Annotated in this window: 14 protein-coding genes; 8 read left to right on the plus strand and 6 right to left on the minus strand. The window is 61.4% G+C overall.

Annotated elements, in window-relative coordinates; translation table 11 throughout:
* Nucleotides 1–278: 278 nt before the first annotated feature.
* The 3 genes from HMPREF2635_RS00945 (at nucleotide 279) to HMPREF2635_RS12810 (ending at nucleotide 5010) form a co-directional block, all read left to right on the plus strand.
* Nucleotides 279–1472 (plus strand): MFS transporter, encoded by a 1194-nt coding sequence (locus HMPREF2635_RS00945; protein ID WP_070821103.1) that lies wholly within the window; start codon nucleotides 279–281, stop codon nucleotides 1470–1472.
* 63 nt (nucleotides 1473–1535) lie between these two features.
* Nucleotides 1536–3890, plus strand: a complete 2355-nt coding sequence (locus tag HMPREF2635_RS12805; protein ID WP_168167647.1) for an ATP-grasp domain-containing protein — start codon at nucleotides 1536–1538, stop codon at nucleotides 3888–3890.
* A gap of 61 nt (nucleotides 3891–3951) precedes the next feature.
* Nucleotides 3952–5010, plus strand: a complete 1059-nt coding sequence (locus tag HMPREF2635_RS12810; RefSeq protein ID WP_168167648.1) for an ATP-grasp domain-containing protein — start codon at nucleotides 3952–3954, stop codon at nucleotides 5008–5010.
* Here the strand turns inward: HMPREF2635_RS12810 and HMPREF2635_RS00960 are convergent.
* From HMPREF2635_RS00960 to trmB, 5 genes are read right to left on the minus strand one after another with little or no spacing between them, the layout of a single operon-like run.
* Nucleotides 5007–5351 (minus strand): DUF3054 domain-containing protein, encoded by a 345-nt coding sequence (locus tag HMPREF2635_RS00960; protein ID WP_070821105.1) that lies wholly within the window; start codon nucleotides 5349–5351, stop codon nucleotides 5007–5009. The genes HMPREF2635_RS12810 and HMPREF2635_RS00960 overlap by 4 nt on opposite strands.
* The gene (locus tag HMPREF2635_RS00965) at nucleotides 5352–6362 is read right to left on the minus strand and encodes a lysylphosphatidylglycerol synthase transmembrane domain-containing protein (RefSeq protein ID WP_070821106.1); all 1011 of its coding nucleotides are present in this window, start codon (nucleotides 6360–6362) and stop codon (nucleotides 5352–5354) included.
* Nucleotides 6359–8650: an MMPL family transporter gene (locus tag HMPREF2635_RS00970; RefSeq protein WP_070821107.1), complete on the minus strand. Its 2292-nt coding sequence runs from the start codon at nucleotides 8648–8650 to the stop codon at nucleotides 6359–6361. The genes HMPREF2635_RS00965 and HMPREF2635_RS00970 overlap by 4 nt, the downstream gene beginning before the upstream one ends.
* Before the next feature lie 7 nt (nucleotides 8651–8657).
* Nucleotides 8658–9269, minus strand: a complete 612-nt coding sequence (locus HMPREF2635_RS00975; RefSeq protein ID WP_070821108.1) for an NYN domain-containing protein — start codon at nucleotides 9267–9269, stop codon at nucleotides 8658–8660.
* The gene (gene trmB, locus HMPREF2635_RS00980; protein ID WP_070821109.1) at nucleotides 9269–10042 is read right to left on the minus strand and encodes a tRNA (guanosine(46)-N7)-methyltransferase TrmB; all 774 of its coding nucleotides are present in this window, start codon (nucleotides 10040–10042) and stop codon (nucleotides 9269–9271) included. Before trmB ends, HMPREF2635_RS00975 begins: the two co-directional genes overlap by 1 nt.
* 358 nt (nucleotides 10043–10400) lie before the next feature.
* Here trmB and HMPREF2635_RS00990 point away from each other — a divergent pair, with 358 nt between their 5' ends.
* From HMPREF2635_RS00990 to HMPREF2635_RS01010, 5 genes are all read left to right on the plus strand, one after another.
* Entirely contained in the window at nucleotides 10401–12221 is a 1821-nt protein-coding gene (locus HMPREF2635_RS00990) for a phosphoenolpyruvate carboxykinase (GTP) (protein ID WP_070545164.1), read from the plus strand.
* A 140-nt stretch (nucleotides 12222–12361) separates the two neighbouring features.
* Entirely contained in the window at nucleotides 12362–13174 is an 813-nt protein-coding gene (locus HMPREF2635_RS00995; protein WP_049156954.1) for a class I SAM-dependent methyltransferase, read from the plus strand.
* Nucleotides 13171–13986 (plus strand): MTB12 C-terminal domain-containing protein, encoded by an 816-nt coding sequence (locus HMPREF2635_RS01000; RefSeq protein ID WP_053089094.1) that lies wholly within the window; start codon nucleotides 13171–13173, stop codon nucleotides 13984–13986. Before HMPREF2635_RS00995 ends, HMPREF2635_RS01000 begins: the two co-directional genes overlap by 4 nt.
* Nucleotides 13987–13995: 9 nt before the next feature.
* On the plus strand, nucleotides 13996–14733 hold the full coding sequence (locus HMPREF2635_RS01005) for an ABC transporter ATP-binding protein (RefSeq protein ID WP_049156956.1): 738 nt from the start codon (nucleotides 13996–13998) through the stop codon (nucleotides 14731–14733).
* Complete coding sequence (locus HMPREF2635_RS01010) at nucleotides 14730–15491, plus strand: hypothetical protein (RefSeq protein ID WP_049156979.1); 762 nt, start codon at nucleotides 14730–14732, stop codon at nucleotides 15489–15491. The genes HMPREF2635_RS01005 and HMPREF2635_RS01010 overlap by 4 nt, the downstream gene beginning before the upstream one ends.
* Before the next feature lie 14 nt (nucleotides 15492–15505).
* Here the strand turns inward: HMPREF2635_RS01010 and HMPREF2635_RS01015 are convergent, their stop codons facing one another.
* Complete coding sequence (locus HMPREF2635_RS01015; RefSeq protein WP_070821110.1) at nucleotides 15506–16261, minus strand: class I SAM-dependent methyltransferase; 756 nt, start codon at nucleotides 16259–16261, stop codon at nucleotides 15506–15508.
* Nucleotides 16262–16268 lie beyond the last annotated feature (7 nt).

Raw genomic sequence — 16268 nt, forward strand, 5'->3', positions numbered from 1 at the left:
AAATCAACGCACTCTAAAACCGGAAGGGCCTGTTTGCCTCTTAGAGAAGCTTAATCCGTGGTTTGCTCGAAATAAATAAAGAAAATCTCGCGTAATGGAAGACACTGACAGTAATGCACTGTAAGGTATCTCACTATTGAAGATTAGATGAGTGAGCTGGGGAGAATGCCTTATGGCGTTAGCATCAAAAGTCAGCGCACTGTTGAAGCAATCATCTGTGGCTGGGCTTTCCGCTGATAGTTGTCGGCTACCTGAATCCTTGGGCGATCGGATAACAAATGGTTGTTGACGCACGTGTGACGCGGCTGGCTCGATATAGTTTTGTGTTTGACTATTTTCTGTCGCATCTCGGATACTTCGCTGTGATGCCGATTCTGGCGCTCTGGCTTCCCGATAAGGTTTCTCCGTTCATCGCTGGTTGTGCGATGGCTGCCTTTGGTATTTCGGTAAGAGCATCAACCTTGGTGATGGGGAGACTCCTACGGTTGCTTCCCTTCGCTGCGGCCATGCAGATCGGCCTAGTTGCGGCGTCGGTTTCTTTCTTTGTTATCGGTCTCCAACCTAATGCGCCACTGCTGGTCGTTGCCTTGCTCTTGGCCGGAGCAGGGATAAACATGAATGGATCGAGTATTCGGCACTACCTTGTTGAATCCGAAGCTTCTGAGACGACTAAGTTAGAGATTTTTGGATCGATCAATATTGCGGTGAACGTCTCGGCAGCGGTTGGGCCAGTCATCGGCAATGTCTTGTTCTCATCGACGTCGAATGTGATCTTTTTTTATACTGCTGCGTGTTACTTGGCAGCCGCAGTTGTCCCTGCGTTGGCACTGTCGTACAAGATCAGACCTCGGAAAGCTGATGTCCGAGGTTCCTTTGCACTTAGGGTAATTCAGCCGCTAGGTAAGGCACCTGTGCGTTGGGTTGTTCTCGGCGTGGTGGTTGGGTACATGCTTTATAGTCAGCTCTTTTCTTCCATAGCAGTAGCGGTCAGTGCGCATTACACGTCGCCGGTCATCCGAGGAGCGGTATTTGCGGTAAATGCCCTTTCGGTGGTACTGCTTCAGCCTCTGGGTACGCGATTGATTAAGAAAGCACGAGATAGCGGACTATCGAATCAGACGTTGGTGCTGGTTTCTCCTTTAGTTTTTGTAATTGCCCTGGTCGCGGTGAAAATTAATCCATTTCTTGGGATCATCATTTTTTCTTTCGCGGAGACTCTTTTTATTCCGCTAGTGGATGCAGCGCTTCTTTCGTTACCAATGACTGGTTCTTTAGAAGCGGTTCAGGCGCGACAGTTAGTGGTTGCCACTGGGGAAGGAATCGGACTGGGGCTCGGTGTCATTATTGCTCCTCAATGGATTGCGCTTTCTGCTGCCGTGCTTATTGTCTGCTGCTTTGTTGTGCGCTCCTTAATGAGCGGAGAACATGACGCTAAACAATGCGACAAGGTTCCATCCTCGGCTAAGCATTGAGAGCGCGGCTATTGACACTGAAACTGACAAACCAACAAACAGATCAATGAAAAGGCGATGAATATGAAATTGAACGAACGCTTTGCAGATGGTTCCGGCAGTTCTCCTCGAACGCTGACGCTAGTGATGTTTGGCTATAATCACGAGGCCCTTTGCGCTCTTGCCGAGGCAGACACAGAATTCTTCGTCATCGTGGTGGAGGAGCGTTCACTGTATGAAAAGAAGGGACTCGAAAAGCGATCTGCTGATCCTCGAATTCGATCTGTTCTTTCGCGGTGGGAGTGGTGCGAATACCAGAACAATTCTCCTGCAGCCATCGAGTGTATCCGTGAGATTCTAAAGGATACGCATGTCGATGGCGTCGTCCCGGGCTTGGAGTATGCCGTGGGCGCCGCTAATGCTGCAGCTCGCGCCGTCGGCCTGCCGCATGCAGGGGAAGATGCTCCCTTGCGAGATAAAATTGCGTTCCGCCGCTGTGTGGGCGGAGTTCAATGGACTGAGGTTAAGAGCGAAAGCGACATCTTCGAGCCTCCCTGTGTGATTAAGCCAGCGAACCGTCAAGCCTCACTTGGTGTCTCAATCATTCGTTCATCAGAAGAAATTTCGTCGGCGTGGACTCATACGTCGACCGCACGCGAACCTCGCCAGGAAGCGGGCCGACCATGGGATACTCGCTACATTTGCGAGAGCTTGATAGAGGGAGAAGAGACGTCGGCCGAATGCCTCGTAGTCGATGGTGATGTGGTGTTTCTGAACATTACGAGCAAAGAGACTAGCGGTGCCGTGGAATTAGGACACGAAGTAGGACAGCACAATCCTGGGGTGGAGGAGGCCATGCGGGACTTGGTGTCGAAGTTGGGGGTGCAGACCGCTCTACTGCATGCCGAATTCAAGGGCACCACACCCATCGAATGCGCAGGCCGCCCACCAGGCGACCGAATCATGCTTCTCATTGATCGGGCGTGGGGAGTAAATCTCTATGAGCAGTGGGCACGTGCTATGTGCCAATATGCGGTTTCAGTGCCACAACAACCTAGTTCTTCAGCAGCTATTCGCTTCATTCATGCGCCGCGGGGTTTGGTACGGAGCATTGAAGATCCAACGGGACATTGCGTTATCACAGTTGAACCGAATACCTGGGTCTCCGAACTAGCATGTTCGTGGGACAGAGTAGGTTTCGTGGAAGCTGATACGCATGCGGAAGCAGTTCGCCGCGCATCGCAGGTTCGTTTCAAGATGGCCAACGATGTAGTTCTCTATCTCAACCACCGGAGGACTGCCGCGGAATGGACACCAGCGTTCGAAGCATCTGATGGTGCGGTGCTTCTCACTGACAAGGAAGTTCGACCTGCCGGCATCGTAGAGACAGTGCAGCTCGATACCAATGACCAAGATGCTGTCATTGCAGCAGTGGATGAATTGTCATCCCGCTACGACATCCGTGGAGTTGTCACTTTCAGCGACCGTGATGTAGAGACGGTGTCCTTGCTTGCCGATAAACTCGGCCTTCCTGCACCATCGCAGGCCGCTGCTCTGAAGGCACGGAACAAGTTTGAGATGCGAAAGGCCGTACAGAGTATCGCACCGCAGATGATTCCTTCATTTTCGTTTATTGAGCCGGGGGATGATGCGCAATCGGTAATGGAGGGTGCAGGAATCACGGTCCCGTGTGTGGTTAAGCCAGTGGATGCTTCTGGATCTCGAGGGTTTTCCCTGTGTCATACGGCGGAGGAAGTTTCGGCTGCAGTGTCCCGATGGGGCGGCCCGATGGTAGTGGAGGAGTTACTGACCGGAAGTGAACACAGCGCTGAGGGATATGTGTACGAAGGGGAAGTTCATCTCATAGGCGTGACAGATAAAACGACTACACCTGAGTTTCGATTGGAAATTGGACAGGTTTTTCCATCGGCCGTAGAGGGAATTCAGGATGCGGTGAAGCCGCTTCTACAGGCGACAATTAAAGCCCTCGGAATCAATAATTGTGCGTTCCACATGGAATTCTTCTTTGACGCTAGAACATCAACAGTTAAATTGGTCGAGATTGCTGCTCGACCAGGTGGAGACTACATTGCCTCCCACTTGGTACCGCAGGTAACCGGTGTATCCTTCGCTCGCGATTTGGTACGCATTGCAACGGGGCAGAGACCTTCATTTGCGGTGCCCCGCGATGGCTATGTGGCGGCAACATTCAAGCTACATACTGAAAAAGAGGGAGTGCTTAAATCTATGGGTCAGCTTCCTACTGCTCCTATTGTCGTAGAATCCCAACAACACGTGCATGTCGGCGATGTGATTAGGCAACCCCCTGCTGACACCTTGAGTTCAATCCTTGCGGAAGTTGTAGTAGTTGCGGCGTCCCGGAGAGAGATTGAAGCTTTTGAATCGAGGCTTCGGGAAGTGGAGGTAGTCGTTGAATAAGCAACGAATAGGCTTGGTCGGGGCATTCCCACGGATGCCGCACGGTCATCATCAGCTAGGCATGTTTCGAGATGCCGCTGCTCGCCAAGGTGTAGAGCTCATCGAATTAGACGGGAAGAATCTCGACGAAGCGCTCGCTCGGAAGGAATCAACTGGATACAGTGACTGTGAAGGTTACGTATGCTTCCGCGAAGACTACACATATCAGACCGCTCTTCTCGACGATTGTGGCAACGCTCCAGAGTATGTAGCTAGATTGAAGCGGAAGGATGAGGCTCGTCAATGCTTGCGTGATGCTGGCTTCGAACAACCTGCGACGGCAGAGGAACCGCGAGATATACCAGGTCCTTGGGTCGTGAAGCCACGCAGTGGGTCAGGCAGCGCTGGAGTGAGTGTTCACACTGATCTCGAGAGTGCGAGGGAGGCACTCCGAACACTGTCGGACGGCTTCGTCGAAACATTCGTCCAAGGCACTGAGTTTTCAGCGGAGGGATTTTTCTATGCTTCCGAACCTGTCGTGGTTGGTATCACTGATAAGAGGCTTGAGGGCGTGGTGGAAATCGGCCACCGTTACCCTAGCGTCCTTCTCTCCGATCATGAAGAAGAGATAGCCGCATCTGTCGTTTCTGCCCTAAACGCATGGGGACTGAGCGCGGGGCTCTTTCATGTCGAGGGCTGGTGGGTGGACGGCCAGGGGGTGGTCTTAGGTGAAGGGCATGTGCGCCCAGGCGGCGACTTCATTCACCTACTTGTCAGTTCTGTACATGGTGCAAACATTTTTGATCCTCTCATTGCAGATGCTGTGCGCCAGCACGGTAGAAAAAACGCTCTTAACGATGGATTTGTCTTTCCTCAACGGCGCGATGGTCACAGTAGCGCTGTCCGCTATATCCAAGTCCCTCCTGGAACTATCACAGCCGTTAGTGGGGTCGATGAAGCGCTATCGGAGCCAGGAATCCTTGCCGGCTATTGCACAGCGGAACCTGGTGTAAGGGTGGAGACTGCGAGCTCTTCAACAGAGCGACTTGGTTGCCTCGTAGCGCATGCCTGCGGTGGAGAAGATCCGGAAGATATTCTGGATCGCGCAATGGGTAAGTTGCGGATTACCGTGAGCGATTAGGAACGCTGGGACGCAAAGGCCGCGATGGCGCGCCAGCCAAAGAAGAATAGCGCCGACATCACGGTGGCCACGATGAGGAAGGACCAGTGCGGCAGGCGCCCGTTGACCAGCATCCACAAAGCCATGCCGCCGATGACGGCGCTGAGCCACACGACGGCGCCCTCCTTCCACAGGCCGCTTAGCTTCGTGGCCATGATGATGACCCAGCCCACGAGCGCGCCCACGGTCCACGGCCAGAAGGCATCAACCCAGGAGCTAAAGCTCAGGCCACCATGCGCCAGGCGGGCGAGGATGGCGAAGAGGGCGAGGGCGAGGACGTCGATAAGCGGGGCAACGCGCATTTAGGATTCCTTCCGGTTCAACGCCGCGTAAGAAAAGCCATCGCGGGCGTAGTGAGCGAAGTAGATGACCCATCCAATGATAGTGATGAGCGCAAAGGAAATAAGCCGGTAGATGATGGCCGCGGAGGTGGCGTGCACCACGGTCAGGCCCGTGGCCACTAGTGGAGCGATAAGGGCGGCCTCCACCGTGCCCACGCCACCCGGGGTGACCTGCGCGGAGCCAGCCAGCTTCGCCGCCAGGAAGGCCAGTGCGACGCCCGCCAGGGTGGTGTGATCGGCGCCGGCACGCAGCCACGGAATCTCGCCGGTTACCGCCCACACCGAAGCCCACAGGGCGGCCATATCGGCCAGGCGGTGCACAAGGGAGGCCCCGGCAACCACAGCGAAGGGGCCACGCGAAAGGTGGACCTCGCCGAGGTTGCGCACCTCCTGGATCGCGCGGTCCCGCTTGGGGCCGGGCCGCAGCTTGCGCAGCCAGCGCTCAAGGGTCACCGGGTGCGAGGTCAGCCAGAAGATGCCGCCGAGCGCCGCGAGCATGAGGACAATAGTTGTGATCAACGAGCCCAAAGCCATGTCGGCGTTGAGGAAAAACACTCCGCCGAGCCCAATGAGCGCGAGGAACATCGAGCTAATAATCGAGGATAAAAACAGGAAGTAGCTGCACAGCGCCACCGACGCGCCCCAGCGGCGCTGCACCTGGAAGGTGAGCACGGCCGAAAAAGCAGGGCCCGCCGGCAGAGTCGTGGACCACGCATTCGAGGCGAGCGTAATGGCGTAGGTCTCGCGCAGCGGGACCTCAACGCCGCCCGCACCGATGAGCCGCTTCATCACTTCCGCCATGCCCGCGATGGACAGCAGCGCGAAGAACACCACCAGCACCACGGGGAATGGTTCGGCGTGGCGCAGGCGGCGCAATCCCTCGGAGATGAAGTCCAGCTGGTCGCGGAAGAACCACGCCAGCGCGGCCAGAATCAGCAGGGAGATTATCCAGGTCAGCCAGTTCTTCTTCATCGAGCATCCGTGGAATTGAGGCGCTTGACCAGCTCGGAGAAGGGGATGAGCTCCTCGTCAGTATCGGCACTGCGGTCACCGCGTACGGCGGCTTCGTTCGCGGTGCTTGCCGACGCCCCCTCCTCCGCGAGTACCTGGCTGGCCGCGGGGGCCGGGGCTGCGGCCATAGCAGGATGCTGCGCAGCGGCGGGCTCGGGGGAGTCGCCGCCGAGGCGGTGGGTCAGGCGCGTGAGGAAGCGCGGCGCCCACCAGTTATCTTCGCGCAGCAGGTGCATGACGGCGGGGACGAGGAGCATGCGGACGATGGTGGCGTCGATAAGCAGGGCAAAAATCATGCCGAAGGCGATGTACTTCATCATGACGATATCGGAGAAGCCGAAGGCCCCTGCGACCACAATCATGATGAGCGCAGCCGCCGTAATGATGCCGCCGGTGTGCGCGGTGCCTGCTGCAATGGCCTCGTCCGTGGACGCACCCCGGCGGCGGGCTTCCACCATGCGCGAGACCAGAAAGACCTCATAGTCCGTGGACAGGCCAAAGACGATGGCGATGATGAGCACCAGAATCGGGCTCATGAGCGGACCGGCGGTGAAGTTGAGCAGGCCGGAACCGAGGCCATCGACGAACATGAGCGTCAAAATGCCCAGCGTGGCACCCAAGGAAAGCAGCGTCATGATGATGGCCTTCAGCGGCAGGATGAACGAGCCGAACACCAGCGCCATGAGGATGAAGGTGGCCAGCACCACGTAGAGGGCCATCCAGGGCAGCGTGTCGAAGAGCGCGTCGAGGGACTCGACCTCCATGGCCGGGGTGCCGCCGACATAAAGCTCCACGCCTTCCGGCGCCTCGATGTTTTCGAGCTCGTGGACGATCCGCGCGTAGTCCTCGCGGTCTTGGATGCCGGCGCCGAGGACGGTGGTGCCGTCGACGGTCGCGGTCTTCGGGCCCATCGGCTCGGTCAGACCCTGGATGGATCGGGCTTGCATGACGACGTCGACAAGCTGCTCATTAGTCGCATTCTTCACCACGAGCTTGACCGGTTCGGTGCGGAAGGAAGGGAACTGCTCGTTGAACTGGTCTTGCGCCACGCGCGCGTCCTGGTTGGGCGGCAGGTAGGTCTCGTTGATGCCGCCGAATTTCACGCCCAGCACCGGCAGGGTCAGCGCGATGAGCAGCGCGCAGATAGCGGTGGTCATCAGACCCGCGCGGCCCATGGCCCAGCGCGGCATCCGGTACCACCACGTGTCCTCGATGCGGCGTCCGCGGCGCGAGGTCTTGCGTACGGTCCACTTGTCGATGTTGTGGCCCAGCATGCCAAACAACGACGGCAGCACCATCACCGACAGGAGTGCGGCGAGGCCGACGGCGGAGATGGAGCCGTAGGCCACGGATTTGAGGAAGGCCTGTGGGAAGAGGAAAAGCCCGGAGAGGGATACGGCCACCATCGCGGCGGAAAAGACCACGGTCTGCCCCGCGGTGGCGGTGGTGATCGCCACGGCCTCTTGGGTACTGCGGCCCTTGTCCAGTTCCTCGCGGAAGCGGGAGACCATGAACAGGCCGTAGTCGATGGCCAGGCCCAAGCCCAGCAGCGTCACGACGGCCTGCGCGAACACGTTGACCTGCTGGAAGCCGGCCAGGATTGAGAGGATTCCCAGCGAGCCCAGGATGGACAGCCCGCCCACGACGAGCGGCATGAAGGCCGCGACGACGGAGCCGAAGACCACGAGGAGCAGCAGGCCGACAAGCGGCAGGGCGGCCTTCTCCGCGCGGGAGATGTCCTTGGCCATACCCTCGTCCAGCGCATCGGCCACGGCAGTGGCACCCGCTACCTGCACGGGCAGCCCGCTGGAGTGCAGGGAATCCTCGATGGCGCGGAAGTCCTTGAGCGTTTGCTCGCCGTCACCCTTGAGCCCGATGGCGGCGAAGGCCGTGGAGTGATCCTGCGTGATGAGGTTCGGGTTGCGCTTATCAAAGTAGCTGGTGACGGAGTCGATCTGCTCCGGATACTGGGTCTGGAGCTCATCCAGGAAGGCCTTGGCCTCGGCGGCGTGGGCATCGGGGTCGTCGAAAAGCAGGATGACGTCGCCGGAATTGTCGCGGCCGAAGGTCTCCAACTCGATCTGTGCCGCGCTTGTCGACGCCGCCCCCGGGTCCTCCCAGCCCTCCTGGCTCATGCGCTCCTCCAGGCGCGTGCCGAAGCCAAAGAAGAGGCCCAGGATGAGCCCGACGATGAGGAGCGGGATGACCTTGCGTTGGGCGTAGGAAAAACGGCCCCAAGAATAAAACATGCGGCTCCTAATTGTGCTCGGGCGCGCGGTCCGGCAGCAGCGCGGACAGCGGGCGGAAAGGCTGCAGCCAGGCGCCGCCTGGAGGCAGATTATCCAGGTTAACGCGCGGCAGCGGTTCGCGGAAAACGCCCTCGATGTCTTCGAGGTCGACGAATTCGATGTCGGGGTGAGTCAGCGCCCACGAAGCGTGCTCGTGGAAACCGAGGACGCAGGTGGGCAGGCCGGAAGCAGAGAGCTGTTCCAGCAGGTGCTGGAAGTTCTGGCCATCAGCCGAGGCCACGATGACACCGGAGAGGTTCTCGCGGTTGGCCTTGATGTACTCGACCATGTCGGGGTCGACGTCATCGTCCTCGTGCAGTTTTGGCTTGGCAAAGACGGCGAAGCCGACGTTGCGGATGGCCTCGACCCAGGGGCGGATGACGTCGGCGCCGCCGGGAGTGACGTTGGTGAAGACGGCGGCCTCGGGAGTGGCGTCGTTATCAAAGGCCAGCTCCACCAGCCAGCGGCCGATGGCATCAAAACGCGGGCGGTAGGCGGCGGTGGGGCGCCCACCGAGGATGGCGCCAAGCCCCATGTCCATGTTGGGCGCATCCCACACCAGAAGGTAGGTGCCGGCCATTACTTCTTCTCCCAGAGGTACTCGGTGATGACGTGTTCCTTATCCAGGCCCTTGCCCTCGAACTTGGTGATGACCTGGCGGTCGGTGAGGATGGGGCATTCCGGCCAGGGCCAGCCCTTGTAATCGAGGGAGGGCTCGACCTCTACGAGCTCGTCGATCCACTCGGCGTAGCCGGCGTGGTCAGTGGCCACGTGGAGCACGCCGCCCGGCTTGAGGCGGGAAGCGAAGAGGTTGAGCGTGCCGGATTGGATGATGCGGCGCTTGTGGTGGCGGGCCTTGGGCCACGGATCCGGGAAGAAGATGCGGATGCCGTCGAGGGACTCAGGCGCGAACATGCGCATGAGAACTTCGATGCCATCGCCGCGGACCATGCGGATGTTCTCGATATCGTTGCGGATGATGGAGCCCAGCAGCTTGGCTAGGCCCGGCTTGTAGAGCTCGACGGCAACAATGTTGGTGTCCTTTTCCAACGGGGCCATCGCGGCAGTGGAGGTTCCAGTGCCGGAGCCGATCTCCACGATGGTCTTGGCGCCCTCGCGGCCGAACCAGGCGGGGATGTCGAGGGGTTCGTCGGCAAGCAGGCGTCCCAACTGAGGCCAGTGCTCCTCGAAGAGGGCGTTCTGGTTGTCGGTGAGGGTACCGCGACGGAAGGTCACGTTGCCGAGGCGCGGGTAGTCCAAATCATTGTTGAACTCGGCGTTGAAATCCGTCTGGAGGCCGCGGCCGTGAGGCATCTGCGCGGCGGGATTCTGGGAGGAGTCTGCACTATTCATCAGTTGACATTGTTCCCTTAAGCAGGGGTGAGGGGCAACGTGCCGCGCCGTGGAGGGCGGAGGGGCGTCCAGGTGGAGGCCACACAGGACGCCGTGGGGGTAGCGGGACGGGCGTACGGGATGGACAACCCAAAGAAAATCCACCCCTGTGCGGGGGTATCTTTGGTGGTTGCGTGCCCTATTTCACACTTCGTTGTCCTTGGGTTAGTCGGGTTAACCAGGGTGGATATAACCGGGGTGGGCTGTATTACACATTCTGTTATCGCCAGTATCCGTACTCTGGTTGGTGAAACGTCGATAGGGGAAACCTTCGGCGATATAAAGCACCCTGGCCACACCGACCACAGGAGAATGTGAGATGACCGCAACCATTAAGGGCCTTGTAGGTGAACTGCCCACGAAGAACGAGAAGCTTATTTCGTGGATCAGTGAGAGCGTCGAGCTCTTCCAGCCGGAAGAGGTCGTCTTCGTAGATGGCTCCCAGGAGGAGGCTGACCGTCTCGCCGCTGAGCTCGTGGAGAAGGGCACCCTGATTAAGCTCAACGAGGAGAAGCGCCCGAACTCCTACCTGGCGCGCTCGAACCCGTCGGATGTCGCGCGCGTGGAGTCCCGCACCTTCATCTGCACCGAGACCGCCGAGGACGCCGGCCCGACCAATAACTGGGCCCCGCCGGCAGCCATGAAGGAAGAGATGACCGAGGCCTTCCGTGGCTCCATGAAGGGCCGCACCATGTATGTGGTGCCTTTCTGCATGGGCCCCATCAGCGACCCGGACCCGAAGCTCGGCGTGCAGCTTACTGATTCCGCTTATGTCGTGCTCTCCATGCGCATCATGACCCGCATGGGTCAGCAGGCTCTGGACAAGATTGGTGAGAACGGCGATTTTGTCCACGCCCTGCACTCCGTTGGTGCTCCGCTGGAGCCGGGCCAGGAGGATGTCGCGTGGCCGTGCAACGAGAAGAAGTACATCACGCAGTTCCCGGCGACCAAGGAGATTTGGTCCTACGGCTCCGGCTACGGCGGCAATGCCATCCTGGCCAAGAAGTGCTACGCGCTGCGTATCGCTTCCGTCATGGCGAAGGAAGAGGGCTGGATGGCAGAGCACATGCTCATCCTCAAGCTCACCAACCCGGAGGGTAAGAAGTACCACATCGCGGCCGCCTTCCCGTCTGCCTGCGGTAAGACCAACCTGGCCATGATCGCCCCGACCATCCCGGGCTGGAAGGCTGAGGTTGTGGGCGATGACATCGCCTGGATGAAGCTGCGCGAGGACGGCCTGTACGCAGTCAACCCGGAGAACGGCTTCTTCGGTGTGGCGCCGGGCACCAACTACGACTCCAACCCGATTGCCATGAAGACGATGGAGCCGGGCAACACCCTGTTCACCAACGTCGCGCTGACCGACGACGGCGATGTCTGGTGGGAGGAAATGGGCGAGGCCCCGGAGCACCTCATCGATTGGCGCGGCAACGATTGGACCCCGGCTTCCACCACCAAGGCGGCGCACCCGAACTCCCGCTACTGCGTGCCGATTACGCAGTGCCCGTCTGCTGCTCCGGAGTTTGATGACTGGAAGGGCGTCAAGATTGACGCCATCCTCTTCGGTGGCCGCCGCGCGGATACCGTCCCGCTGGTGACCCAGGCCTTCGACTGGAACCACGGCACCATGATCGGCGCCCTGCTCTCCTCTGGCCAGACCGCTGCCGCTGAGGGCAAGGTCGGCGCCCTGCGCCATGACCCGATGGCCATGCTGCCGTTCATGGGCTACAACGCCGGTGACTACCTGCAGCACTGGGTAGATATGGGCGAAAAGGGCGGCGACCGCATGCCGGAGATCTTCCTGGTCAACTGGTTCCGCCGTGGTGAGGACCGCCGCTTCCTGTGGCCGGGCTTCGGCGAGAACTCCCGCGTTCTCAAGTGGATTGTGGACCGCATCGAGGGCAACGTCGACGCTGTTGAGACCGTCGTGGGCCACACCGCCCGCCCGGAGGATATCGACCTCACCGGCCTGGACTTCGACATTGAAGACGTCCGCGAGGCACTTGCCGTGAACCCGGCCGATTGGGCTGGCGACATGGAAGACAACAAGGAGTACCTGACCTTCCTGGGCTCCCGCGTGCCGTCTGAGGTGTGGGACCAGTTCAAGGCCCTCAAGGAGCGCGTTGAGGCTGCCTCCTAACGCCGCTTTCCGCGCCGCTGCTTTCCGACGCCCCTCCACCCAGCGGTGGCGGGGCGTCGCCGCGTTCTGGCATGTTAGGTTGGCCACAATAAGGTTAGGGTAACCTTTTAAATGGAGAAAGTCTCGCATATTCTGGCTGTATGACAACTTCTTCTTTGCCCATGCACGATCGTCCCGACTCCGAGGTTGGTGGACACTGGCTCCTCGCCCGCCTGGGAAAGAAGGTGTTGCGCCCCGGCGGGCTGGAGATGACCACCACGCTAATCGACGCCGCCGAGCTGAAAAACAAGGACGTGGTGGAGCTGGCCCCTGGACTCGGGCTCACTGCCCGCCAGATCGTGGCGGAAGGCCCGCGCAGCTACACCGGTGTGGACGAGGATCCTGATGCCGTGGCGCGCACGAAGGCCAGCCTCGCCGGCGCTTCCTCGGCTACCGTGGTGGTCAATGACGCCAAGGCCACGGGTTTGCCGGATAACAGCACGGATGTCGTCTTTGGCGAAGCCATGCTCACCATGCACGGCGAGAAGGGGAAGGCCGCGATCATGGCGGAGGCGTTCCGTATCCTGCGCCCGGGCGGCAGGTATGTCATCCATGAGCTGTGCCTGGAGCCGGACACGCTTGACGACGCCCAGAAGCTCGAGATCCGCCGCGCGCTGGCCACGTCCATCCGCGTCAACGCCCGCCCGCTGACCACAAAGGAATGGGACGGCGTGGCACGGGAGGCTGGCTTCGAGGTGACTGAGCGCCACTATGCAGATATGGCGCTGCTGCGCGCCAAGCGCAACTTGCAGGACGAGGGTGTGCTGGGCGTGGCGCGTATCGCCTTTAACGTCTTGCGCATGCCCGACGCCCGCCGCCGCGTTTTCGCGATGCGTTCGGTGTTCAACAAATACAGCGACAACCTGCAGGCCATCGGCGTGGTGCTGACCAAGCCGGCCGCGGCTGCTCAATGAGTTTCGGTGAGAGCGGTGACGTTGCCGGCGGCGTGCCGGACGGCGTGATGGAGGCCCGCCCACGTGGGATCAGCTGGCCCACGGTTGGCGTATCTGTGGTGAGCAGTTGCGTCGCCGCTGCGCTGGTCTTGGGTTTCGGCGTGCAGCTCAGCCAAGGCAAGTGGGAACAGGCGGCAGCCCAGGGTGCCGCGATGACGCAGCCAGCCGAACCGAGCGTGCCCGTGAGCAGCGACTCCGCAGCGCCGGCGGCTGCGGCAACAACGGCACCAACAACGGCGGCGTCCGCGGCGTCGCCAAGCGTTGCGCAGGACGCCCCCGCTGTGGCGTTGGAACCGGCACCGCAGGAGAATCAAGCGGCAGACCCAGCGCCAGAGCAGGCGGTGGATGAGACGGTGGAGGACCCCAACACCGGCTGGTACCCCAGTGGGGATTTCAGCGCGAGCTTTGCGGCTACTAACCCGGAGCCGACGCTCGATGACCTTAACGGCGTCCTGCACGCGCTCGTGGCCACGCCGGGATCCGATGCGGACAAGGCACACAACCTCGAGGCTGGTCTGCCGGGGACGGTGGTGCCGAGAACCATTTACAACCTGGGGATATTCCGTCCGCCGCTGGGCTGGAAGCGGATTAGCGGGCCACTGACGGTGGAGGGGAACACCGCGAGTGCCACGCTCAACGCGAGCTCGGCCGGGCGTCCCACGCTCTCGTTGCGGGTGGAGTTCCGCTACCTCGACGGGCGCTGGAAGCTGGCCACGAACTCGCTGCGCAACGGCATCGATGCGGTGGGCCTGCCCATCGCGGGCGCGTTTTAAGGCGGCGGCGTGATTGACGTTGACAACCTGAGCCACTGGTATGGCTCGCGCCGCACAGCCGCGCCTGTGCGCGACCTTTCTTGCACCTTCGCTGATGGCCGCATCAATTACGTCGTGGGGCTTAACGGCACCGGAAAGTCGACGCTCCTCGGCTGCCTTTCCGGAAGCTTGCGCCCGCGCGGCGGCAGGGTCCTGGTGGACGGGCGGGAGCTGCGCGGTACCGACTATCCGTTGCGCCACGTGGGCAGCTACTTGAGCGCAGAAGATTTCTCACCGCAGCACACCGGCCTGCGCCACCTGCAGTGGATGTGCGCCCTCGCAGGCGCGCCGGTGGAAAAGGCGGAGGCGCTGGTGCGGGCCGTCGGGCTCGAGGAGGCCTCGCGGCGCCCCATCGGAGGTTACTCGTTGGGCATGCGCCAGCGCCTGGGGATCGCCAGCGTCTTGGCGGGAAACCCGCGCAACATTGTGCTGGATGAGCCGCTCAACGGCCTAGATATCCAGGGCGTGTGGTGGCTGCGTGAGTTGCTTGCCGCGTGGGCGGAGGAGGGTCGCTGCGTGATCGTGGCCTCGCATCATCTGCGCGAGGTGGAGGCCACGACCGAGGTTGCCGACGCCTCGGTAACCATCCTCAGCCAGGGCACGGCTCTTGCCCACGGCTCCCTTGAGGACGTCATCGCCTCCACCGGCGCCCCCGACCTCGAATCCGCCGTGGCGGCGCTGATCCCGGAGCTAGGGGCACGGGCATGAAGGCGTGGCAACGCTGGCGGATAAGCCTGCGCGCCGAGTCTGTGCGCCTGGGCGGGGCGCGCGGCCCGCTGGTGCGGGTCGCCGTGCCGCTGGGGTTTGCGCTGCCGCTGGCGGTGACCTTCGGGGTGGCAGCGGTGGCGGAGCACGTCCAGTCCGCGGGAGGCATCCTTCAGGCGCAGTCCGTGGACACTACTAATGCGGCGTATTGGCCCATCTACCTGGGCAGCATCGTGTTTGCGGCATTGGGGGCGTGGGCGCAGGCCACCGCCGGATCGCGGGCCTTGCGTGCGGCGGCGCCGTGGTCAGGGCTGGATCAGCTGGCCCGCTGGTGCTTCCTGGGCGCGCTCGCGGCGGCCGCGACACTGCTCAGCGTCAGCCTGTGCCTGCTGCTCCTGCCCACGTTCTTCCCGGTGCTCTATGGGCAGGTGAACTTCTTCGCGGGCCTGCGCATGGTGGCTCTCGGCCCGGTGTACGCGTGGTTGGCGGTGGGCTACGGTGTGGCGCTGGGCCGGCTGCTACGCTCCCCGGCGTTGAGCATCGCGGCGCTGACGGTCTGGGCGCTCTTGGTAGAAAACGCGCTGTGGCTCATCCCCGGCGGCGCGCGCCTCACCGGCTGGCTGCCCTTCCTCAACGGCGTCTTCGCTACCGGCCAGGACGTGGCGCTATTCCCGCCTTGGGGCCGTGACGGGGCGCTGGTGTACTTCGCGGCCGTGGGCGTGGCGCTCTGGCTGGCTTCTCTGCGCAGGCGCCTCGACTAAGTCTGACTCAGCCATCAGGCGCGCAGGACGATGACCAGGTTGGAGGTCACAAGCTCCCGCAGCACCGGCACCTTGGTCACCCACCAGGCCCAGGCAGGGTGGTAGCGAGGAAAGGCCGCGAGGAGCTGCGAGCCTTGCGACGTCACGCCGCGCGCCCAGTCCAGGCCTTCGCGTGCGGAAAGCGCAAAGAGCGAGGAGCCAAAGACGTTCTTCGGTGGGTGCCCATGGCGGCGGGTATAGCGGTCCCGGGCGAACTCGCCGCCCACGTAGTGCTCCCACAGGCCGGTCTCGTGCCCGCCGAAGGGTCCCAGCCACACCGTGTAGCTGAGGATAACCAGTCCGCCGGGCTTGGTCACGCGCAGCATTTCCTCGCCCATGTCCCACGGGTTGGGGATGTGCTCGGCCACGTTGGAGGAATACGTGATGTCGAAGGTGCTATCCGCAAAAGGCAGGCACGTGCCATCGCCGCGCACGGCCTGGGCCACTTCGATGCCGGCGGCGGCCATCTCACCCACGTCCGGCTCCAGCCCCACATAGCTGGCCCCGCGCTGGGCAAAGGCCGAAGCGAAATACCCGGGCCCGCCCCCGACGTCGAGCACGCGCGCGCCGGTGAGGGAGAGGGAATGGTCGCGGGAGAGGGCGTCGACAAGCGCGGCGGTGTCTTGGGCTAAGCCGCCGTAAAAGACCGCAGGCGCTGACTGCTCAAAGCGGAAGGAGCGCAGCAGCCGCCAGGAGCGGCGCAGTGTGGCCAAGGCACGAGTGCGTTTCATAACCCAC

Origin of the sequence: Corynebacterium sp. HMSC035E02 (genome assembly GCF_001836065.1) — a bacterium.
Taxonomy (GTDB): Bacteria; Actinomycetota; Actinomycetes; order Mycobacteriales; family Mycobacteriaceae; genus Corynebacterium; species Corynebacterium hiratae.

Coding starts and splice junctions, on each gene's coding strand:
- HMPREF2635_RS00945 (WP_070821103.1), top strand. CDS start 279: ATGGTTGTTGACGCACGTGTGACGCGGCTGGCTCGATATAGTTTTGTG.
- HMPREF2635_RS12805 (WP_168167647.1), top strand. CDS start 1,536: ATGAAATTGAACGAACGCTTTGCAGATGGTTCCGGCAGTTCTCCTCGA.
- HMPREF2635_RS12810 (WP_168167648.1), top strand. CDS start 3,952: ATGTTTCGAGATGCCGCTGCTCGCCAAGGTGTAGAGCTCATCGAATTA.
- HMPREF2635_RS00960 (WP_070821105.1), bottom strand. CDS start 5,351: ATGCGCGTTGCCCCGCTTATCGACGTCCTCGCCCTCGCCCTCTTCGCC.
- HMPREF2635_RS00965 (WP_070821106.1), bottom strand. CDS start 6,362: ATGAAGAAGAACTGGCTGACCTGGATAATCTCCCTGCTGATTCTGGCC.
- HMPREF2635_RS00970 (WP_070821107.1), bottom strand. CDS start 8,650: ATGTTTTATTCTTGGGGCCGTTTTTCCTACGCCCAACGCAAGGTCATC.
- HMPREF2635_RS00975 (WP_070821108.1), bottom strand. CDS start 9,269: ATGGCCGGCACCTACCTTCTGGTGTGGGATGCGCCCAACATGGACATG.
- trmB (WP_070821109.1), bottom strand. CDS start 10,042: ATGAATAGTGCAGACTCCTCCCAGAATCCCGCCGCGCAGATGCCTCAC.
- HMPREF2635_RS00990 (WP_070545164.1), top strand. CDS start 10,401: ATGACCGCAACCATTAAGGGCCTTGTAGGTGAACTGCCCACGAAGAAC.
- HMPREF2635_RS00995 (WP_049156954.1), top strand. CDS start 12,362: ATGACAACTTCTTCTTTGCCCATGCACGATCGTCCCGACTCCGAGGTT.
- HMPREF2635_RS01000 (WP_053089094.1), top strand. CDS start 13,171: ATGAGTTTCGGTGAGAGCGGTGACGTTGCCGGCGGCGTGCCGGACGGC.
- HMPREF2635_RS01010 (WP_049156979.1), top strand. CDS start 14,730: ATGAAGGCGTGGCAACGCTGGCGGATAAGCCTGCGCGCCGAGTCTGTG.
- HMPREF2635_RS01015 (WP_070821110.1), bottom strand. CDS start 16,261: ATGAAACGCACTCGTGCCTTGGCCACACTGCGCCGCTCCTGGCGGCTG.